At 68.4% G+C, this 21044-nt stretch carries 15 protein-coding genes and 5 pseudogenes; 7 read left to right on the top strand and 13 right to left on the bottom strand.

The window, feature by feature from the left end:
• Positions 1 to 87 precede the first annotated feature (87 nt).
• Positions 88 to 210, top strand: a pseudogene (locus ABZW18_RS30890) (IS5/IS1182 family transposase); the annotation flags it as partial.
• A 302-nt stretch (positions 211 to 512) separates the two neighbouring features.
• Here the strand turns inward: ABZW18_RS30890 and ABZW18_RS30885 are convergent.
• The 10 genes and pseudogenes from ABZW18_RS30885 to ABZW18_RS30840 form a co-directional block, all read right to left on the bottom strand.
• Positions 513 to 845, bottom strand: a pseudogene (locus tag ABZW18_RS30885) (helix-turn-helix domain-containing protein); the annotation flags it as partial.
• Between the two features lie 150 nt (positions 846 to 995).
• Positions 996 to 1712 carry an NADPH-dependent F420 reductase gene (npdG, locus tag ABZW18_RS30880; protein ID WP_356193883.1) on the bottom strand — a complete coding sequence of 239 codons (717 nt, stop codon included), beginning with the start codon at positions 1710 to 1712 and terminating at the stop codon, positions 996 to 998.
• A gap of 279 nt (positions 1713 to 1991) precedes the next feature.
• Positions 1992 to 2525 (bottom strand): DUF4396 domain-containing protein, encoded by a 534-nt coding sequence (locus ABZW18_RS30875; RefSeq protein WP_356193880.1) that lies wholly within the window; start codon positions 2523 to 2525, stop codon positions 1992 to 1994.
• A 175-nt stretch (positions 2526 to 2700) separates the two neighbouring features.
• Positions 2701 to 4116, bottom strand: a pseudogene (gene sucB, locus ABZW18_RS30870) (2-oxoglutarate dehydrogenase, E2 component, dihydrolipoamide succinyltransferase); the annotation flags it as partial.
• On the bottom strand, positions 4080 to 4697 hold the full coding sequence (locus ABZW18_RS30865; protein ID WP_356193878.1) for an ATP-binding protein: 618 nt from the start codon (positions 4695 to 4697) through the stop codon (positions 4080 to 4082). The gene ABZW18_RS30865 and the pseudogene sucB, both read right to left, overlap by 37 nt.
• Before the next feature lie 31 nt (positions 4698 to 4728).
• A complete protein-coding gene (locus ABZW18_RS30860) occupies positions 4729 to 6165 on the bottom strand; it encodes a RidA family protein (RefSeq protein WP_356193876.1) in 1437 nt (478 codons plus the stop codon).
• Between the two features lie 34 nt (positions 6166 to 6199).
• Entirely contained in the window at positions 6200 to 7183 is a 984-nt protein-coding gene (locus ABZW18_RS30855; protein ID WP_356193873.1) for a pyruvate dehydrogenase complex E1 component subunit beta, read from the bottom strand.
• Entirely contained in the window at positions 7171 to 8190 is a 1020-nt protein-coding gene (locus ABZW18_RS30850; protein ID WP_356193871.1) for a thiamine pyrophosphate-dependent dehydrogenase E1 component subunit alpha, read from the bottom strand. Before ABZW18_RS30850 ends, ABZW18_RS30855 begins: the two co-directional genes overlap by 13 nt.
• A 1-nt stretch (position 8191) precedes the next feature.
• Positions 8192 to 9496: a Xaa-Pro peptidase family protein gene (locus tag ABZW18_RS30845; RefSeq protein ID WP_356193868.1), complete on the bottom strand. Its 1305-nt coding sequence runs from the start codon at positions 9494 to 9496 to the stop codon at positions 8192 to 8194.
• A gap of 20 nt (positions 9497 to 9516) precedes the next feature.
• Positions 9517 to 9684, bottom strand: coding sequence for a hypothetical protein (locus ABZW18_RS30840; RefSeq protein WP_356193866.1), 168 nt, complete (start codon positions 9682 to 9684; stop codon positions 9517 to 9519).
• Between the two features lie 895 nt (positions 9685 to 10579).
• Here ABZW18_RS30840 and ABZW18_RS30835 point away from each other — a divergent pair.
• The 6 genes and pseudogenes from ABZW18_RS30835 to ABZW18_RS30810 all read left to right on the top strand — a co-directional run.
• Entirely contained in the window at positions 10580 to 11248 is a 669-nt protein-coding gene (locus tag ABZW18_RS30835) for an XRE family transcriptional regulator (protein WP_356193863.1), read from the top strand.
• A 71-nt stretch (positions 11249 to 11319) separates the two neighbouring features.
• A complete protein-coding gene (locus ABZW18_RS30830) occupies positions 11320 to 12300 on the top strand; it encodes a carbon-nitrogen hydrolase family protein (protein WP_356193860.1) in 981 nt (326 codons plus the stop codon).
• The gene (locus ABZW18_RS30825) at positions 12297 to 14945 is read left to right on the top strand and encodes a bifunctional FO biosynthesis protein CofGH (RefSeq protein WP_356193858.1); all 2649 of its coding nucleotides are present in this window, start codon (positions 12297 to 12299) and stop codon (positions 14943 to 14945) included. The genes ABZW18_RS30830 and ABZW18_RS30825 overlap by 4 nt, the downstream gene beginning before the upstream one ends.
• A gap of 18 nt (positions 14946 to 14963) precedes the next feature.
• On the top strand, positions 14964 to 15626 hold the full coding sequence (gene cofC / locus ABZW18_RS30820) for a 2-phospho-L-lactate guanylyltransferase (RefSeq protein WP_356193856.1): 663 nt from the start codon (positions 14964 to 14966) through the stop codon (positions 15624 to 15626).
• Positions 15627 to 15860: 234 nt separating this feature from the next.
• Positions 15861 to 16618 (top strand): annotated as a pseudogene (lhgO, locus tag ABZW18_RS30815) (L-2-hydroxyglutarate oxidase); the annotation flags it as partial.
• A gap of 298 nt (positions 16619 to 16916) precedes the next feature.
• Positions 16917 to 17141, top strand: a pseudogene (locus tag ABZW18_RS30810) (L-2-hydroxyglutarate oxidase); the annotation flags it as partial.
• Positions 17142 to 18153: 1012 nt separating this feature from the next.
• Here ABZW18_RS30810 and ABZW18_RS30805 read toward each other — a convergent pair.
• The 3 genes from ABZW18_RS30805 to ABZW18_RS30795 form a co-directional block, all read right to left on the bottom strand.
• Positions 18154 to 19053: a hypothetical protein gene (locus ABZW18_RS30805; protein ID WP_356193854.1), complete on the bottom strand. Its 900-nt coding sequence runs from the start codon at positions 19051 to 19053 to the stop codon at positions 18154 to 18156.
• 839 nt (positions 19054 to 19892) lie between these two features.
• Positions 19893 to 20468 carry a hypothetical protein gene (locus tag ABZW18_RS30800; protein ID WP_356193852.1) on the bottom strand — a complete coding sequence of 192 codons (576 nt, stop codon included), beginning with the start codon at positions 20466 to 20468 and terminating at the stop codon, positions 19893 to 19895.
• 213 nt (positions 20469 to 20681) lie between these two features.
• The coding region (locus ABZW18_RS30795) for a transposase (RefSeq protein WP_356193850.1) at positions 20682 to 21044 on the bottom strand (363 nt) is incomplete at its 5' end.

Here is a 21044-nt window from a genome sequence, read left to right as displayed (position 1 = left end):
CACCAGCAGGCGACGATAATCCGAAGCGAGGAAGGAAACCAAGACGATGACGTCGAACCGCACGTATGACAGCACTGCGGCTTGCTCATCGAACGATCTTTCAACCTGCTCAAGCAATGGCGGGGCCTGGCCACCCGTTACGACAAACTCGCGATCGTCTATCGCTCCGCAGCCGTGCTGGCAGCGGTCATCACCTGGTTACGAGGTTGAGAGACACGGCCTAGTTCGGTCGCTTGGACATGTGCAGTGACCTGTGCTGTGGTCACGCTGTGTTGTCGCCGGGGCGAGGCGGATGCAGTGCCCGGCCTACCGGCGAGTTGAGTGCGAATGAAGCGGCACGACCGACGACCACGCCATCGTCGGCCCACCGCCACAGCAGCGGTGCGCCCCGGGTAGTCGGCACCGAGGAAGAGCTGAGGAAGCCGTCCGACCGCATGACGATCACAGGAGCCTTGTCGATGGACACGTACTAAATTCCTTGGGCGTCCTCCGGATACATCCGTCCGTACCGGCAGGTGCTGCTCGGCCCACCGCCCGAGTTGCTCGAGGGCGGGCTCCAGTGCGCGGCCTGCCTCGGTCAGCCGGTAGGCCACGCGCAGCGGCGGCCCGTCGTCCACCTCGCGCACGACCAGACCCGCGGCCCCCAGTTCGGTAAGCCGGTCCGAGAGCATGCGCTCGCTGATACCGGGGATCGCCCTGCGCAGTTCGACGAAGTGCACCGCCCGCTGCAGCAACACGCACACGATCAGTCCGGTCCAGCGCTTCCCGAGCAGCCCGAACACGCGGGCCATGCCCGCATCGACCTCCTTGCACGTCTGCACGCCGTGGTCCGCGCCAGGATCCATGCCCTCAGGCTCCCTCTCCTGCTGCAGAAAAGTAAGGTGATGGACGCTTATCCCACGTACAGATAAGTACGGGCGGCTCCCGGCGCACGTGGCCTACGGCCTCGGCGCTGTGCGGGGGCAGATGAGGCCGATTCCAGCAGGCGACGCGTCTCAGACATCGGTGACGCGCAGCCCCGCGTGCGCCTTGTAGCGGCGGTTCACCGAGATCAGGTTGGCCACCAGCGACTCCACCTGGTGGGCATTGCGCAGCCGGCCCGCGAAGATCCCGCGCATGCCGGGGATACGGGCGGCCAGCGCCTGCACGAGGTCGGTGTCGGCCCGCGACTCGCCCAGCACCATCACATCCGTGTCGATCTCCTCGACCAACTCGTCCTGGAGCAGCACCGCGGACAGGTGGTGGAAGGCGGCGGTGACCCGCGCCTCCGGCAGCAGTGCCGCGGCCTGCTCGGCGGCGCTGCCCTCCTCCGGCTTCAGCGCGTAGGCGCCCTTCTTGTCGAAGCCCAGCGGGTTGACGCAGTCGATGACCAGCTTGCCCGTGAGTACCTCGCGCAGCGTCTCGAGGGTCTTGGCGTGCCCCTCCCACGGAACCGCGACGATCACCACATCGCTGCGCCGCGCGCAGTCGGCGTTCTCGGCGCCCTCGATGCCCAGGCCCAGCTCACCGGCGGCGGTCTTTGCCCGCTCGACGGAGCGCGAGCCGATGATCACCTTCTGGCCCGCCCTGGCCAGCCGGTACGCAAGCCCCCGCCCCTGGTCACCGGTGCCGCCGAGCACACCGACCACCAGGCCGGATACGTCGGGGAGGTCCCACGGGTCCTTGGCCGGGATCTTCCGCGGGGCACCACCTGTAGCGTCGGCTGTCGCCATAAGTTTCTACCTTCTTCCTGGGCCTGTCCCAGCAATGCGTGGGATCGTGGCGCCCAGGAAGCTGCGTGTGGCTTTCACTGAGCGCCGAGTTGAGATGTCCGCAGGGCCAAAGCATGCAGTTAGTCAGATGCCGAGGTCGACCTCGAACTCGCCGGCCTCGAGGATCTCCTTGACCGCCACCCGGTAGCGGGGCGCGTCGGCGTCGTATGAGGAAGGTCGAGGCGCGCCCAGAACACCCCTGTCGGTATGGGGGCGCCACGGGCGCGTGCCGGTTCGGCCTCAGTGATAGGCGTGGACGACGGCGTGGCCTTTGCCCCGGCCGATCATCCACTTGTTCACGGGTGTGGTGATCAGGAAGGCGACCGCGAACCCGCCCAGGAGGGCCGACCAGAACAGCCCCTCCGACAGGTGGGCGTCCATCGCACCTGGGGTCAGGGCGATGATGGCGTTGTCGACCAGTTCCATCACGGCGATGGAAACGGTGTCGGCGGCCAGTGCCACCTTGATCGCGGTCTTGAAGTCCAGGCCGGCCCGGCGGACGGCGAACAGCGTGAACGAGTAGCCGAAGAGGAACGCAAGCGTGATCGCGAGGACCATGGTCGGCGCGTTGCCCCACAGCAGGGCGGTGCCGATGACCATGCCGAGGATCTCGCCGATGGCACAGCCGGTCAGGCAGTGCAGCGTCGCCTTTGCAGCCGTTGACCAGGAGGCTCCTGCGTGAGTGTGCCCGCCGAGGTGAGCGGCATGGTCCGCGTGACCCTCGTGGGTGTTGTGGTCGTGCGCGGTTCCGGCGTGGTGAGCGCTATGGTCCATGACCTTCTTCCCCATTCCGTCCAGTGCGGCCCGTCCCCGAGCCCCACATCCCATAATCCTTATACCCCTATGGGGTATTCCCTACTGGTGGTGCGCCTTTGCGGACGGCCGCTGGAGTACCGCGCAGGTGCGTCGGGCATCAGTGGATATCCGGCAGGGTCGCAGCCGAAATTGGTCAGATGCCGAGGTCGACCTCGAACTCACCGGCCTCGAGGATCTCCTTGACCGCCACCAGGTAGCGAGCGGCGTCGGCGCCGTCCACCAGGCGGTGGTCGTAGGAGAGGGACAGGTACGTCATGTCGCGGACGGCGATGGTCTCGCCGAGCTCCGGGTGGTCGATGACCACCGGGCGCTTGACGGTCGCACCGATGCCCAGGAGGGCCGCCTGGTTCGGGGGCACGATGACCGTGTCGAACAGCGCGCCGCGCGAGCCGGTGTTGCTGATGGTGAAGGTCGCGCCGGACAGGTCGTCCGGGGCGATCTTGTTGCCCCGGACCTTGCCGGCCAGCTCCGCGGTCTTCTTGGCGATACCGGCGATGTTGAGGTCGCCCGCGCCCTTGATGACCGGGGTCATCAGACCCTTCTCGGAGTCCACCGCGATACCGATGGACTCGGTGTCGAAGTAGGTGATGGTGCCCTCGGCCTCGTTGACCCTGGCGTTGATGGCCGGGTGGGCCTTCAGCGCCTGGGCGGCGGCCTTGACGAAGAACGGCATCGGCGAGAGCTTGACGCCCTCGCGCTGCGCGAAGCTCTCCTTCGCCTTGGCGCGCAGCCGCATGATCTTGGTGACGTCCACCTCGAGCACAGAGGTCAGTTGGGCCTGCTCGTGGAGCGCCTTCACCATGTTGTCGCCGATGACCTTGCGCATGCGGGTCATCTTGACCGTCTGGCCGCGCAAGGTGGACGGCTCGACGGCAGCGGCCTTCGGGGCTGCGGCGGGCGCGGCCGGGGCGGCAGCGGCGGACTTGAGCGCCTCGGCGGCGGCGAGGACGTCCTGCTTGCGGATGCGGCCACCGACGCCGGTGCCCTTGACCGTCGCCAGGTCCACACCGTTCTCCACGGCGAGCCTGCGCACCAGCGGGGTCACGTACACGCCCTCGACCTCACTGACCGGGGCAGCCGGGGCCGGGGCGGCCGGAGCCTGCGGAGCGGGAGCGGGAGCGGGCGTCGGCGCGGGAGCCGGGGCGGGCGGGGCAGGCGCCGGAGCCGGGGCGGGGGCCTCGGCCTCCGGGGCCTTTGGCGCAGGCGCGGGGGCCGGGGCCGGAGCGGCCTCGGCGGACGGTGCCTCGGCTGGGGCTCCCGTACCGTCGTCGATGATGGCCAGCTCGGCGCCGACCTCGACGGTCTCGTCCTCGGCCACCTTGATGGAGGAGAGCACGCCGGATGCGGGGGCCGGGATCTCGGTGTCGACCTTGTCGGTGGACACCTCGAGCAGTGGCTCGTCGGCCTCGACCCGCTCGCCCTCGGCTTTCAGCCAGCGGGTGACGGTGCCCTCGGTCACGCTCTCACCGAGCGCCGGCAGGGTTACGGAAGCCGCCATGGTTTCTGTTGCTCCTAACGATCTGTGCGGGGTTGGCGTGCCGCGGACTGCGGAGGGCGGTGAGTCGGGCGTGCTGTCCCTGAGCGGGGACTGTCCTGCTGGTGCCGCGGTGCAGGATCGGGGCGGTCACCGCTGATCGCGAAGGCGAAGAGGGCGACGACTGTTTTGCCGTGGTCGGCCTCTTCTGTGGTCATGGCGGTGGCCAGGAGGCTGGCGAGGTACATGCCGTGCCCGTTCTCCGCCGCCCTGGCCACGTCGATGAGGCCTCCAGCGTCCAGGTCGGCCGATGGGTTGAATGGCACGGGCGGGACGGCGCAGGTGTCAGTTCCGTGGTCGGAGACTCTTACGGCGGCGCCCTGCTCGTAGATGTCGAGGCTGAGGGAGACCGGGCCGCCGCCGTGCTGGAATGCGTTCCCGACGATTTCGTCGGTGACCAGAATCGCGTCGTCGATCTTCTCGGGGTCGGCTCGGCCTTCCAGGGCCGCGCGGACCTTGTCGCGTGCGTGCGCTTGGGGGCGGGTCAGGTTGGTGAGATTGATGTCGTCGTGGTTGATCAGTTTCCCGAGACCGTGCTTGCCGATCAGTTCGGCGGTTGTCGGGGGGGCCGGGCGCTCGAGTGAGCATGTGGACATGGAATTTCCTTGCTGCGGGGCTGTGGTGGTGTCAGGGCTCGGGGGCGTAGGCGACGCCATCGAGGACGACGCGTGCGCCTGGCACGTGCAGGGGCGCGGGTACGCCGGTGACGATGACGGTCGGCGGGTCGGTGGGGATGAACTGGCGGAGTGCCTCGTAGACGAGGTGGCCGTCGGCGGGGTCGGTGACGAAGGCTCGCAGTCGGACGAGGTTGTCGAGTGTGGTTCCGCCTGCTTGGCAGATCGCGTCGAGACGGGTGAACAAGTAGTCGAGCTGGATGCGGGTGTCGTGCAGGCCTGAGGCGTCGCCGGCGAGGAGGCCGGAGGTCCACAGCAGGGGCCCGGCCTTGATGGCCTCCGTCTCGTGAGTCAGGGGCCGGACACCGGTGCTGACGACCTGTTTGGTGTAGCCGTGGCCGGGTCTCAGGGACTGGCTCATCTGTTCCATGCGGACGGCACGGTCGCGGTGGTGCAGGTCGGTGCCTTCGAAGGCGGGGATGCCCAGGCCCGCGCAGGGGATGACGGTACGGGCGGGCGGGTCGGTGCGGAACCGGCGGCGCCAGACCAGGTCCAGCTCGTACAGGTCGGCGGGGTCGGTGAGGTAGACGGTCATGTGGACCACGTCGTCCAGGCTTGCGTCGACCCGGTTCAGGTAGCTCTCCAGGCGGCTGAGGACGAATTCGGTTTCGCTGCGGATTTCGCTGCCCCACCACACCAGGTCGTCCACTTTGGCGTCGGCGTGGATGTCGCTTGCTTCCCAGTCGACGGCGGTGTCGCCGACCGTGAATACGTATCCGCCGCCGGTCAGTACCTCGTTGAACGGGCCTTCCTCGGCCAGGGCTTCACCGTAGGAGGCGCGGGTGAGGCTTTCGTGATACCTGCCCAGGCGAAGACGCCGTCCGAGAAGCTGCTTCACAGGCAGGGGAAGGAGGCTGAGAAGCCGCTTCCACAGCGTGGCGAGCCGCCCGCGGCGGGCGGGGACGATTTCCTTGCGGGCGCCGTAGGCCGGCGATACCGCGATGCCCGTGTGGGCGATCGTGGCGTGCTTAGGCCAGAGAGGGCCGGTGGAGATCAGCGCGCTGGCCGGGCGGCCGCGATCGAGGAATCCCTTGGCACGGCTGGCCTGGATGTAGGGGTCGCCGTGCGGCTTGCGCCGGATGTACTGCTCGATTTGCACCACGTCCGCGAGCGAGGAGCCGACCTCGCGCAGCAGCTCGACGTAGCGGTGGTAGATGAAGTTCGTCTGGCGATGGGTGTGGGCTGCCGGGGCCAGATGGTAGGGCGGAGGGACCCGCGTTTCGTCCGGTTCGGTGCCGTTGCTGTCCACGGGCAGGCCGGACATGAACACGAAGGGTCCGGCCGTGGCCAGTCCGGCGTAGTACAGGCCCTCTCCGTCGACGACACCGTGCACGACCCGGCCGCGCTGGGGGTCGGGGGCCGGTGGTGTGGGTCTGGTGCTGTGCGTCATGGCGAATCGTTTCCCTTCCGAGCACCGTGGATAGTCAGGTGTTCAGGAGTTGGCGGACGGTGTCGGTGACTCCGGCTACGGAGGGCAGCACCTGCTGTTCGAGGATGTCGGCGAACGGCAGCGGGACGTTGGCGGCCGCGATCCGGGTGATCGGGGCGTCGAGGTCAGTGAAGGATTCTTGGCCGATGAGGGAAGCGACGGTGGCGCCCCACCCGCCCTGATAGGGATTTTCTTCGACGATGACCAGACGGTTGGTCTTCGCGACGCTGGTCTTGACCGTTTGCGTGTCCAGGGGGTTGAGGCAGCGCAGGTCGATCACTTCCGCGGAGATGCCTTCTGCCTCCAGTTGTTCGGCTGCCTGCAGCGCCAGGGGCACCGACCAGGCCAGCGCCACGAGGGTCACATCATGGCCCTCACGGCGAATGGCGGCCTCGCCCAGCGGCACCACGTGGTCGGGCGGGGCCGGGGTGCCTTTGGTTGCCAGCAGCGCTTTGTGTGCGAGGTAGGCCACGGGGTCGCCTGCGCGGATGGCGCTGGCCATCAGGCCGGTAGCATCGGCGGGGGTGGACGGGGCGACGATGCGGATACCGGGGATGGTCAGCAGCCAGGACTCGATCGCCTGCGAATGCTGGGCTCCAAAGCCCAAACCTCCCCCGTTGGCGAACTGGATGACCAGCGGCAACTTCTTGATCTGACCGCCCGTCATATAACGAACTTTGGGGATCTCGTTGGCGATGTATGGCCAACCGTTCGCGGCAAAGTCGGCGAACATCAGGTCTGCAATGGTGGGCATGCCCGTCATGGCGGCACCCATGGCCATTCCCAGGAACCCCTGCTCACTGATCGGGGTGTCGCGGACCCGGTCGGCGCCGAATTCCTCGAACAGCCCGGCCGTGATCTTGAACACGTGGCCGGCGGCGCCGACGTCCTCGCCCACGATGGCGACGGAGGGGTCGCGGCGCATTTCGCGGGCGATACCTTCGGCGACGGCCTGGCGATAGGGGATCAGTTCCGCCATTTTGTTCCCTCCTCGGCCCATACATCGGTGAATGCTTCGCTCGGGTCTGGCAGTGGGGCGGCCTTGGCGGCTTCGATCGCCGCGTCGACGGTGGCGCGAGCTCGGGACAGGGCGGGGGCGGGGTCGGCTCCGGTGTCGCGGACGCGCTGTTCCAGTCGTGGCAGAGGGTCCCGCTCTGGCGCGAGCCACTCCCGAACTTCCTCCTCAGGCCGGTACTTGCCGGGGTCTGTCCGGGAGTGCCCGTAGTGCCGGTAGGTGAGCGCCTCGATGATCGTCGGGCCTTTACCGGCACGGGCGCGTGCGGCACCCCGCGCGACGGCATCGCGCACCGCGAGAACGTCGTTGCCGTCCACGATCTCTGCCGGCATGTTGTAGGCCGGTGCGCGGTCCGCAGCCGGGTGCTCCACCGCCGTGACCGAGGCGATCGAGGTGTACTCCATATAGAGGTTGTTCTCGCAGATGAACAGCACCGGCAGCTTCCAGACCGCGGCGAGGTTCAACGTCTCGTGGAACACGCCGATATTCGTCGCACCGTCGCCGAAGAAGGCCACGGCGATCTGCTCGGTGCCCCGTCGTTGCGCGGACCACGCCGCACCGGAGGCCATGGGCAGGTGGGCTCCGATGATCGCGTAGGAGCCGAGCATGTTGCCCTTGGCGTGGGTCATGTGCATGCTGCCGCCCTTGCCGCGACTGGAACCGGTGGCGCGGCTCATCAGCTCGGCCAGGCAAGCTTCGGGCGACAGCCCGCGGGCGAGGGCGTGGTGGTGGCCGCGGTAGGTGGCGAAAACGTAGTCGTCGGGCCGGAGTGCCGCGCTGGCGCCGACGGCGATCGCTTCGTGGCCGGCGGCCAGGTGGGTGGTGCCCTTCACCAGGCCCTTCATGAACAGGTCGTAGGCGGCTTTCTCGGTGTAGCGGATGACCGCCATCTGTTCCAGCATCGCCAGCAGGTCGTCCTGGCTGGCGGGAGCCGACGGCGATGCCGCCTCCTGGTGGCCGGGGGTCGTCACGTCACTCACCTCCGGATATTTGGGTGTTGCGGTGGGATTGGGGGTCACGCACAATCGGCAGATCGCCGCCGACAGCGTGGTAGCGGGGGCCTGTGGTCAACAGTTCTTCGGCGGGAAACAGCGTGATGACCTCGCACCCGTCACGGGTCACGACGAGCTCTTCCTCGATGCGTGCCGCCGTACCGTCGGGGGCTGGCCAGTACGTTTCCAGGGCGAAGACCATGCCCTCCTCGAGGACCTCGGGGTAGTCGAGGGAGTTCAGGCGGGAGAAGATGGGCCTTTCCCAGATGGACAGGCCCACGCCGTGGCCGTACTGCAGCCCGAACGCTTGCTCCTCGTTGGCGAAGCCGAACTCTTCGGCTCGGGGCCACACCGAGACGATGTCGGCCGTGGTGGCGCCAGGCTTGACCAGCGCGATGGCCTGGTCCATGTACTCGCGGCAGCGACGGTAGGCGTCCCGATGGCCCCGTGAGGCGCTGCCGACGGCGAAAGTCCTGTAGTAGCAGGTCCTATAGCCCTGGTAGGAGTGCAGAATGTCGAAGAAGGCCGGATCACCGGGGCGGATTATCTTGTCCGAGAAGACGTGCGGGTGCGGTGAGCAGCGCTCACCAGAGATCGCGTTGACGCCTTCGACCTGCTCGGAGCCCAGGTCGAACAACACCTTGGCGACCAGGCCCACGCATTCGTTCTCACGGACGCCGGGGCGCAGGAACTCGTAGAGCTGGTGGTAGGCGGCATCGACCATGCTGGCCGCCGTCGTCAGCAGGGTGATTTCGTCCTTGGTCTTGATCCGCCGGGCGCTGAGGAACACCTGCTGGCCGTCGGTGACAGTCAGCCCCCGGTCCCCCAAGGCCGCCAGCACCGGCATTTCGGCGATGTCCACGCCGACCGGCTCGTTCTCCAGGCCGTGTTCGGCCAGAACGGCATGCACCTTGCTGGCCACGTCCTCGGCGCGGCCGGCCTGCGGGGGCATGGCTCCTCGCAGGGTGGACAGACCGGCGTGCGCTCTGCCCTCCAGCCAGGGGTTGTAGAGCTGGTGATGGCGTGCGGCGGAGCCGAAATCCCACACGACGGGCTTCCCACCGCGTGGCAGCAGCGCGAAACGGATGAGCTTGTCCATCGCCCAGGTGCCGATGTGAGTGGCGGTCATGTAGCGAATGTTGTGGAAATCAAACGTCAGCAGTGCCCCGAGCTCTGAGGCTTCCAGCTGGGCCTGAAGGCGTTGCAGCCGCTCGGTGCGCAGGCGATCCATGTCGACGCGTTGTTCCCAGTCGACGGCGTTGGTCCCATACGTTGCTATGCCCATGGGGCTCCTCGATTCTGCGGTCAGGGAAGGGAGTGGGCGAGAATGTCGCGGTAGGTGGCCTCGGCCCCCGGCAGCCTGGCGACGTGCCGCCCGCGGCACATGACGTGGATGACGTCGGTGGCCGGGAACAGCACCGTGAACAGAGCGCTGAGCAGGACCAGCGCTCCCAGCAGCTGCGGCTGGGTCACGCTGGACACCGGCCACCCACGGGATGAGATCGGCAGACCTGCACCATCAGCGGCCTGGGGGTCGACCCCGGCGTCGGCGGGTGCATTCCGGAACATGGCAGCTCACCCTCTGCGACGCCGGGGGAACGCCCTGCCGCGGGCGGGACCGGCCCACGAGCCGCCGAGGGCATCTTCCGCCGGTGCTGGCGACACCGCGCGCCCGCGCGGAAGACTCTGGTGCCGTGGATCGGGATGGATCCGTACGGCTTCTGGGCCGCAGGGAGCCTGTGTCCAGGTGCGTCGGATATGGGAATGTCGGGAGCGACCTTCTGGACAGCGTCACCGGCAGGCCGGATGCCCCAGGGGGCGGCACAGCGGCGCGTGCTGCCGCGACGTACCCCGGTAAGCCGTGCCTCGGCAGCTGCCGGGGCACCGGCGACACCAGCATCTCGTCCGGAACGGGCACCGGTCATGATCGTCGTCTTGCCGATCGGCTGGCATGGGATGTGCTGCTCGGCCTGCATGGTCTTGGCCTCCCGCATCGCTGAGGTGGTGGTGCTCCTCCGTCGTGCCGGTGCGGTGTCGCTGAAAGCCGCACCCACCGCCACCAACCGTGTAATGTTTACTTTACAAATGTCGGGTAGACCTGTACAACGTGTCAAGGGGATGACGGCCCAGAAGTTAAGATCCGGAGATCACGTCGCAGCCTGCGGAGCACCACTCATTACTGGATGATCAGCGGTTACCCAAAGGTCACAGACATGCAGGCCCGGCCGAAGCTCCCGTATGCATGACCAAACAAGACTTCATTACACTGGTTACACCGCATGAGGCGGGGAGGACCAGCTCCCCCCAACCGATGGTCACCGCCGGCTCGACCGGCCCGCGGTCCAAGACTCTTCAGGAGGAGCCCCGAGTGGCAGCGAAGCGCAAGATCGAAGAGTGGGGGCCCGAGCAGGGGAAGCGACTGGCTGCCGCGCGCAACAAGGAAGACCTGACGCAGAAGCAACTTGCCGATTTGGCCGAGATCTCGCGGCCATACCTCTCCAACCTCGAACGGGGCGTCGATGTGCCGTCCGTGGGAACCTTGCAAAGCCTCTGCGCTCAACTGCACGTGACGGATGACAGCGTTCTTTTCGGCATCGCCAGCAACGACCCGACGCCTGTGACCGCTGCTGCTGCTCAGCCGCCCCTGGCCACCACGGCCACGACGGTGGTGCGCAAGGAAGGCCAGCGCGTTATCGACCTCGAGCACGGAGTGCGCTGGGGGTTTAATGCCGGCGCGCCGGGTCATGCCGGCATGCCGAGGGCGAGTAGCAAAGACATCGTCTATGAGCCTGGAGGAGCTTCGACCAGGACGGGGTACATGCGGCATCCTGGCTGGGAACTCGGCCGCGTCATCTCCGGCACCCTCGACGTCCTGCTAGAGCGTGAGCAAGGGACCGAGACCCACGTCCTGAACGCGGGCGACTCCATCTCGTATGACTCCTCCACGCCACACCGACTGGTAAACCGCGGTGACGAAACCGTGACCGCGCTCTGGATCGAGATCGAGTACGCCGATCATCAGCCGACGCCCCCGTGACCACAGCGGGACTGCGCAACCTGCGCCAGACGCGCCCGCACCGTCACCACCACAAAAGTTCGGAGGTCCCTATGAGACAGAAATCCCTGCGGCTCGCAATGATCCAATCGCAAGCCTATGGCGGCCCCGAGGCCCCGAGGATGCTCGACGACGGCCTCGGCCACGTCGCCGAGGCAGCGCGGATGAAGGCAGACATAGCCGTATTCCCCGAGACCTCCCCCGGCCCCGTGTCCTGGAAGCACCGCTACGAGGTCATCGAGCCGATGCGCCAGGCGGCGAAGCGCCACGGCATCGACGTGGTCTTCGGCACGACAGTGAAGGCCCCTGGCGGCGAGCGGGCCTACCACATCGCCGCCGTCGTGATCGGACGTGACGGAGAGATCCGTGGCCGCTACCTGCGCACCCACCCGGGCCCGGCGAACCCGGAGGACCCGGAGGGCACGCAGGACCCGTTGGCCAACTACTACAACGGCCTGTACGCCGGAGGGGCTTTCTGGGATTTCGACTTTGTCCCCGGGCACGAGTTGCCAGTGTTCGACATGGGCTGGGGAAAGCTCGGTGTGGGCATCTGCAGCGAGGTCTACGTCCCCGAGATCGCTCGCACATACGCCACCCGGGGTGCCGATATCTGCGTGTTCCCTGCCGGCATCATGATCGATGACCTCGGATTCAAGGATGCATGGCAGACCCAGGCGAAGGCGCGCGCCGGCGAAAATGTCATCTACACCGCCACGACCGTGAACCTCTTCGACGGTCCGCTGCGCAAGAAGCATGTGACCAAAGAGTTGAAGCCCCTCGACCTGGCCACCGGACTGAACCGCGGCTACGCCATGATCGCCGCACCGGACAGGGTCCACGGCACCCTGGACGGCCCCGGGATCCTCACTGCTGAACTCGATCTCGATTACCTCCGCCGGAAGCGGGAGGAGCCGGAGTTCCCTGATGGCATCAAGGACCTCGAAGCTCCGCCCGAGTTCGGTTCCCTGCCCGGCACGCACAACCTGCACCGGTCGGACTCGCGCATCGACTACCAGCTCACTCGACGAGGATGACGACGAGCACGCAGGGGTCCGAGCAGTCCGCACCGACGGCGAATGCCATGCGGCGGGCGCTGCGCCGTGCCCGCGACGGCGTGGCGCTGGACGTCGTCGAGGCCGCCGTGCTCCTCCAGGCCCGCGGGGGGGACCTGGAGGACCTGTGCGCATCCGCGGCCCGTGTGCGCGACGCCGGACTGGAAGCCGCGGGCCGCCCCGGCGTCATCACGTACTCCAAGAGCGTCTTCATCCCGCTCACGCGGCTGTGCCGGGACAAGTGCCACTACTGCACCTTCGCCACCGTCCCCGGCAAGCTGCGCCGGGCGGGCCACGGGGCGTTCATGTCCCCCGATGAGGTCCTGGCCATCGCCCGGCGCGGTGCGGAACTGGGCTGCAAGGAAGCGCTGATCACGCTGGGGGATCGCCCCGAGGATCGCTGGCCCGAGGCCCGCGAGTGGCTGGAGGCCGAAGGATACGGGGACACCATCGCGTACGTACGCGCGATGTCGATCCGCATCCTGGAGGAGACCGGGCTGCTGCCGCACCTCAACCCCGGCGCCATGACGTGGACGGACTTCCAGCGGCTCAAGCCCGTCGCCCCGTCGATGGGCATGATGCTGGAGACCACGGCGACCCGGCTGTGGAGCGAGCCCGGTGGGCCGCACTACGGCTCCCCGGACAAGGAGCCGGCCGTCCGGCTGCGCGTCCTGGAGGACGCCGGGCGCAGCTCCGTCCCCTTCACCAGCGGGCTGCTGATCGGGATCGGGGAGACGTACGAGGAGCGCGCGGAGTCGCTGTTCGCTCTACGCCGCGTCTCGCGCGCGTACCACGGCATCCAGGAACTCATCATGCAGAACTTCCGCGCCAAGCCGGACACGGCGATGCGCGGCATGCCGGACGCGGAACTGGACGAACTGGTCGCCACCGTCGCCGTCGCGCGGCACATCATGGGCCCCTCCGGCTGCCTCCAGGCGCCGCCCAACCTGGTGGACGACGAGTACGCGCGGCTCATCGGCGCCGGGATCGACGACTGGGGCGGCGTCTCTCCGATCACTCCGGACCACGTCAACCCCGAACGTCCCTGGCCGCAGATCGACGAGCTCGCCGAACGCTCCGCCGCCGCGGGCTTCTCCTTGCGGGAACGCCTGGCCGTCTACCCGGAGTTCGTCCAGCGCGGCGAGCCCTGGCTGGACCCCCGTCTGCTGCCGCACGTGACCGCCCTGGCCGAGCCGGACACCGGCCTCGCGCGCGAGGACGCCGTGGTGGAAGGCCGCCCCTGGCAGGAGCCCGAAGAGGCCTTCGCCTCCGCGGGCCGCACGGACCTGCACCACACCATCGACACCGAAGGCCGCACCGCCGACCGCCGCGACGACTTCGACGAGGTCTACGGGGACTGGGAGGCGCTGCGCGAGGCCGCGGCCCCCGGCATGGCCCCCTCCCGTATCGACGCGGATGTGAAGTCGGCCCTGGCCGTGGCAGCCGACGACCCGACCCGGCTCACCGACCCCGAAGCCCTCGCCCTCCTCCACGCCGAAGGCCCGGCCCTGGACGCGCTGTGCCGGATCGCCGACGACGTGCGCCGCGCGGCCGTCGGGGACGAGGTGACCTACATCGTCACCCGCAACATCAACTTCACCAACGTCTGCTACACAGGCTGCCGCTTCTGCGCCTTCGCCCAGCGCCGTACCGACGCCGACGCCTACACCCTGTCCCTGGACCAAGTCGCCGACCGCGCCCAGCAGGCCTGGGACGTCGGCGCGGTCGAGGTCTGCATGCAGGGCGGGATCCACCCCGACCTGCCCGGCACCGCGTACTTCGACATCGCGCGCGCCGTGAAGGAGCGCGTCCCGGGCATGCATGTGCACGCCTTCTCGCCCATGGAGGTCGTCAACGGCGCGACGCGTACGGGGATGTCCATCGGGGAGTGGCTGGCGGCCGCCAAGGAAGCGGGCCTGGACACCATCCCCGGCACCGCCGCGGAGATCCTCGACGACGAGGTCCGCTGGATCCTCACCAAGGGCAAACTGCCCACCGCCACCTGGGTCGAGGTCATCAGAGCCGCCCACTCGCTGGGCATCCGCTCCTCCTCGACGATGATGTACGGCCACGTGGACCAGCCCCGCCACTGGCTCGGCCACCTGAGGCTGCTGGCCCAAATCCAGCAGGAGACCGGCGGTTTCACCGAGTTCGTCACCCTCCCCTTCATCCACACCAACGCGCCCGTCTACCTCGCTGGCATCGCCCGCCCCGGCCCCACCACCCGTGACAACCGCGCCGTCACCGCCATGGCCCGCCTCCTCCTCCACCCGCACATCCGCAACATCCAGACCAGCTGGGTGAAGCTCGGCACGGAGGGCGCCGCCGAGATGCTGCGCTCCGGGGCCAACGACCTGGGCGGCACGCTCATGGAAGAGACCATCTCCCGTATGGCGGGCTCGAGTTACGGCTCGTACCGCTCGATCCGCGACCTGGCCGCCATCGCCGACGCGGCGGGCCGCCCGTCCCGCCCCCGGACGACCACGTACGGCGAGGTCCCGGCCCAGCGCGAGGAGGCGGCAATGGCATCGGACGGGCACCTGCCGGAGCTGCTGCCGCTGCTGGAGGTCGAGCGCGCGACGCCAGTGCCCCTCCCCCACTCTTGGACCCGAACTCAGGGCAATTGAGAATTGAGAAGGAGGGCGATGCGAAGAGTCGGAGAGGCCGCGGCGGGCGGCGGATGGTCCCTTGTGGTGCCCCTCAAGCCGCTGTCACTGGCCAAGAGCAGGCTCGCCGAGGCGGCGGGGGCCGGCCTGCGCTCCGGCCTCGCGCTCGCGTTCGCCCAGGACACTGTGGCCGCCGCGCTCGGCTGTGCGGACGTACGGGATGTGCTGGTGGTCACCGACGATCCGCTCGCGCGGGCCGAACTGTCGGCCCTCGGCGCCCGTACCCTGCCGGACACCCCGGGAGCGGGGCTGAACGCGGCGCTCGCGCACGGGGCGCGGTGGGTGCGGGGAGAGCGCCCGGAGGCGCGCGTGGCGGCGCTCAACGCCGACCTGCCGGCGCTGCGCCCTGCCGAGCTGGCCCGCGTTCTGGCGGCGGCCGGGGCATTTCCGCGGACGTTTCTGGCCGACGCGGCGGGGATCGGCACGACATTCCTGGCGGCAGCGCACGGGGTGGACCTGGCCCCGGCGTTCGGAGGGCACTCCCGGGACCGGCACAGAGCCTCCGGGGCGCGCGAGATCCTGCTGCACGGAGTGGAGTCCGTACGCCGCGACGTGGACACCCGCGAGGACTTCCTCGCGGCGCTCGCCCTGGGCGTGGGCCCCGGGACGGCAGCCGCGACCGTTCCGGCGGGACTGCGGTGATCACGGTGAGCCTGAGGGGCTTCCGCAGCAGACGACTGCTCGTTCAGTAACGGGGATGAGCGTGAAAGCACATCCCGGGATTCGTCAGCCTGACGACTGACACCTACACGGCCGGACAGGTGCTCCCCTCGCACGCTCGGGTTGGTCCCGACGCGCCACACGGTACGGCGCGGGACCACCACCAGGACCTCAACTGAGTGGAGGTGGAGCGGTGGCGGTGGCACAGGACACGATGTGCTGGTAATCGGGGGCGGGATCGTCGGCCTGTCGGCCGCGTACGCGCTCGCGCCGCGCCCGGTACCCGCGTCACCGTCCTGGAGAAGGAGAGCGGCCCCGCGCGGCACCAGACCGGGCGCAACAGCGGCGTGATCCACAGCGGGATCTACTACCGGCCGGGGTCCCTGAAGGCGCGGTTCGCGGTCCGCGGCGCCACGGAGATGGTCAAGTTCTGCGCCGAGCACGACATTCCGCACGAGGTGACCGGCAAGCTGATCGTCGCCACCGTGCGGGCCGAGCTGCCGCGGCTACATGCCCTGGTCCAGCGCGGGCGGGAGAACGGCATTCCGGTGCGCCAGCTGGGCCAGGCCCAGATCGCGGAACGCGAGCCGCATGTGCGGGGCCTCGCCGCCATTCACGTGTGCACCACGGGCGTGTGCGACTTCACGGCGGTAGCGGACCGGCTGGCCGGGCTCGTCCAGAACGCGGGCGGGCGGATCCGGAACGGGGCCGAGGTCCGGGTCATCGGACGCCGGGCCTCCCGGATCGCGGTCCGTACGGCGGACGGGACCGTGCTCCGGGCGCGCGCGCTGGTCAACTGCGCAGGGCTGCACTGCGACCAGGTGGCGCGGCTCGCGGGCGACGACCCCGGCATGCGGATCGTGCCCTTCCGCGGGGAGTACTACGAGCTGGTGCCAGAGCGGCGGGACCTGGTCCGCGGCCTCGTCTACCCGGTGCCCGACCCCCGGTTCCCCTTCCTCGGCGTCCATCTGACCCAAGCACGCCTTCGCGGAGGCGGTGCGCAGGCTCACCAGTTGGATTAGCCATCCGTAGCGATGCTGTGGCAGAGTGTGAGGCGCACGCCCGGCGCCCAGGCGACGTCGGGCACCCTCCCCGGTCAGGCCGCACACCTCTGACCGGCCAGCGTCCGGAGGGACGTGCTCACACGGGCCGGAAACGCCGCTTCGCGGCAGCACTCCGGCACCAGGGCACGAAGACGATTGGCCCATACAGGGCGTAACCCCCTGTCCCGGTACTGCGTCTGACACGGTATCCCTAAGCCAATCAGAGACGCTGCTCCCGGACGTCGCGGACGAGGACCTGACACCGGCCCCGGCGGGCGTACGGGCCCAGGCGGTGCTGCCGGACGGGACGCTGGTCGACGACTTCGTCATCACGGAGTCCCCCGGCGTGATCCACGTCCTGAACGCCCCGTCCCCCGCGGCGACCGGATCCCTCCCGATCGGCCGCGAAATCGCCCGCCGAACACTCCCGGCGCTGGACAGAGAGCGGGCGTGACTGCACCGACACCTCGCAGCTCGCGGTGAACTAGGCAAGCAGGGCCATCGCATTCGGTATGCGGAATCTCCTGATGGTCGGCTGTTTTCGGGAGGTCGAGCGCCGCCTTGGGGGGCGCCGTCATCGTCTTGGGGAAGGGCCGCTGGGGCCATTGACGCTGTGACCGGGATCAACGACCGCCGCTGCCGCGTGTGTGCCGAGCACGTGAGGTTGGGCCGGGTGCGGTGCGGTCTCGGTGGAAGGGGCCTGCGACTGGTGCGTATGGGGCTGCGGTCAGAGCGCCACGCCCGCAGCCGTTGGTGCAGACGCCGTCAAGGAGTTGGTACGCCTCCCACAACAAGTTCACCCGGATCTCATTAGTTCGGTTCTGGGTGCCTCCTGCCTGCACCTGGTTGTGCAAGTTCTCAGGCACGCGGGACAGGGCGACTTCGAGGTGTGTGCGCACCTGCTGTGCATCGCAGGTCGTGGGGCTGTCCGTCGGGCTGCGTCGCGAGCTGAATGCCGTGAGCTTCCAGCGTGGCGATGGCCTCGCGTGCCTGGTCATCGGGCAAAGGGTCGGCCGCAGGCGAAACATAGCGATCAGGTTCTGGGTCGGTGTTCTGAGTTCGCCCAGACGCTCCTGGAGGGGTTGGGAGGTTGAGGATCTCACACACTGCATCGAGGGGCAGACCGCTTCCTCGGCGAGGGTGGAGGGGCGAGGCCGGCTGCGTTGAGGTCGGCCAGAATCTGGGGCAGGTCGGCGCTGACTTCGCGATAGACCGCCAGGCGCTCGCGCAGATTCTCAACGTCTGCGGCCATGGGAGAGGACGCGGGATCATCGGTCATGGGAGTTCACCGTCGAGGGGGTGGTAGGGAAGGTGATGTTCGGGTGCGGTCGGGTGGCCGTGCAGCCGTGGTCTCGTCCGGTAGGCGTTGTCCTGGCAGGGTAGTTGTGTGCCACTCCCGAGTCGGGCGCTGACTAGAGCGCAGTTCGGCTTCAGAGAACGCTGATTATCAGAAGCGGCAATCACAGTCAGTCGGTGTGCGGCCGGACGTAGTCCAACAGCTCGTGCGCTTCCCGCAGGTAATGGCGGGGGATGCCATAGGTGTCGGAACCAGACATGGCAACCTCGCGCAGCTTTTGATATAGATCCGCCAAGGCGTTTTCGAGCGACGCAACGAGTTGCGAGGCGTCTGCGTACGCCAGACCGACTTCCCGCGACCTGTGCTGCGGGCTGGCGTGGATCTGGTGGCTGTCGAGCAAGCCCATGATCTTACGGGCCTGGTCCGGAGTGATGCCCGGCGCGTCATCCCGCAGACTGATGTCCAGGACGAGATGTTCCACCAGGCGCGTCAGCTCGGTCAGCCGCTCGCGGTGGGCGGCGTCAGCGGCCACGGCACCACTGCGCTCTGCGGCGGTCGGTGGGGTGGTGATGCCGCGGAGGAAGTCGCAGGCCGCGGCGGTGGCCTCGCCATCATCCGGGTAGGGTTCCTCGGCTTGGCAAGGGGTGCCGTCGCTGCGGGTGCTGCGCCACGACCAGTCTCCGTCGGGCAGGCGGAAGATCTCGGCGGCGCGGCCGCGAATTGTGATCGTCGTGCTCGCACCGGTTTTCGGTGGCACGGCGCCACGCCACTTGGTGGCTGCCGACTGCTTGGTGATTCCCCATGCGTTGCCGAGGTCGGTGTAGCTGGCGCCCGGTTGGTCGTGGCCGGCGGCGTGGGCCGCCTCGGCCGCCAAGTCACCGACCAGTTCGTCGATCGCTCGCAGAACCCTGAGGGTGGCCAGGCTGTGGGGGGAGCCCATGGCGGAAGAGTCGTCAGGCCAAGGGTGTGTGCAGATGCGGCGGGCGAGTATATGTGCCGTGCGCCGCACGGCTTCGGTCAGTTCGTGGATATCGGCGGGTGCGGGGTCACGGAAGGCGGAAGCAAGCATAGAGACAGGCTAACCTGACGACAGGGAAGCCTGTCAATCGCTCGCACGACTGCGGCCGGGAAGCACTTGGCGATAGGCGCCGGACATCTTCAAAGGCCCCGAAGGTCACTGACAGGCAGCGGCTGGGAACCGAAACTGATCGGACCTTCAACAAACTCGTCGGGCTCCCCGCGCCCCTGCGACAGTTGCGAGATCGCCGATCTCTGCGCGGTGACCTAGAGGCGGCCGCCGCCGTTCCCGGCCGCGACGCCTTGTGACAGGGCTGGTCCTACATCATGGTTACCAGCCCCTTGGCGCCAATCGGACCCCACTCGTTCAGCTGAAGGTGCTGCCGCCGGCAAGACCTTCCTCCGTGTGCTCGGTTCAGCGACTTCTCGGTGACCGAGATGTCGTCGCGGGGGCAGCGGCGGACGGGGACGGCTAAGGTCCGTCGGCGGCGAGGTAGCCCAGGTCAGCCAGGGTCGCGAAGAAGGGAAAGCACTCACCGATCTGTGCGGCCCTCCTTCGCCGGCAACCAGTCGAGAACGATGGCATTGCGCCCCCATGTCCGCCAGGCGCCGACCCCCGCGATCACTGTGGCTTCCGGGAGGGTTCGGTCGCCGTCCTTCGCAAGGCCCAGCTCGCCGAGGGCCGTGACGACCCGCGTGTCCCTCGGTCGTCGTTGCTGAGCAAGCCTGCACGGACTCGACGGCGAGCACGAGGAGCTGCTCCCGCAGCCGTCGACGACGCACGCCGCAGCCACCCGGCATGCACCACGGCATGAAAAAGGGGAGCTGGAAGACCGCAATGGCCCTCCAGCTCCCCGGGGGGTGTGCGCTTCTTGCCGCCTGGCCTGGCGGCTACTGACGCTTGTGCTCCCAGCGCTCACGGTCGACGCCGCACCTTTCCAGAAAGCCGCGCATAGCATGCGAGAGCGGAGGCTGGACAAGGAAGTCGTTGCCGTAGGCGGCCTCGAGATCAGTCCACGCGATGCCCATGAGGCGACGGCCGCGCTCGAAGGGGTGCAGCCAGATCCAATCCAGTTGGCGCCGCCCCTCCACCATGGACAGGCCCGCCGCGCCGGCCGCGATCGCGAAGGTGGCCATCGTCTCCTGCGCGTCGAACAGCACCACCTCAGCCCTGTTGAGCCTCCCCTCGTGGTCGACGAAGTCCGCATCGAACGGTGGGAAGTCGTAGCCCAGCTCCCGGCGCCAGCACTTCCCGAACGCCTCCACGATCCGGCGCAGCCGCTTGTCGTCTGTCGCCCGGATCAGGGCGTGCCCGTACTCGGGCTTGTCGGCGTACAGCAGCGGATACATCTTGATCGTGGTCCGAGCGCCGGCACCGTGCACGCCAGGCCAGAACGAGGCAAGCTCCTCCCGGCGCTCGGCGACGACAGCCTTGCGGACCTCCGGAGGCAGATCAGCTAGCGACATGACGCCATCTAAGCCGATCGGGCATCGGGAAGTCCCCTCGGACTCTGGACGCCGCTCGCGGTAGGGCGTAGCTGTGCCCGGCCACCGTGGGGTGGCGGCCGGGCACAGCGGCGGGATCCTCACGCCGCTGACAGAGACCCGCCGCCCTCGGTGAAACCCGAACCCACCCCCGAGCAGTCGGGGGTGCTTGCCTAGATGATCTAGTCCAAGGGGTCAGTGATCGTAGGCGATCAGTGAGCGTAGGACGGTTTGTCCGGTGGAGTCGTTGTGCCAGATCGCGGCGGTCAGCGCGAGGATGCGTTGCATGACGCGGGCTATGACACCTCCGGGTGTGCGCCCTCGGTGCCGTTCGAGGTCAAGCTGTCCCTTGAAGGTCTCGTTGATCGATTCGATGACCTGTCGCAGCGGCTTGAACAGGGCTGCGCCAGGCCGTTCCCGTTCACCTTTACGGGCAGGCCGCAGCAACTGGACTCCATGCTCTGACAGTTCGCGTTCGAAACCACGGCCGAAGTAGTTCTTGTCGCCGATGAGAGTCTGTCGGGGGCGCTCTCGCAGAAGCTCGCATTCGGCTGCCAG

It is taken from the genome of Streptomyces sp. NPDC004647, from assembly GCF_040609575.1.
In the GTDB taxonomy this organism is placed as follows: domain Bacteria; phylum Actinomycetota; class Actinomycetes; order Streptomycetales; family Streptomycetaceae; genus Streptomyces.
This window is presented reverse-complemented; position numbering and strand designations above follow the sequence as displayed.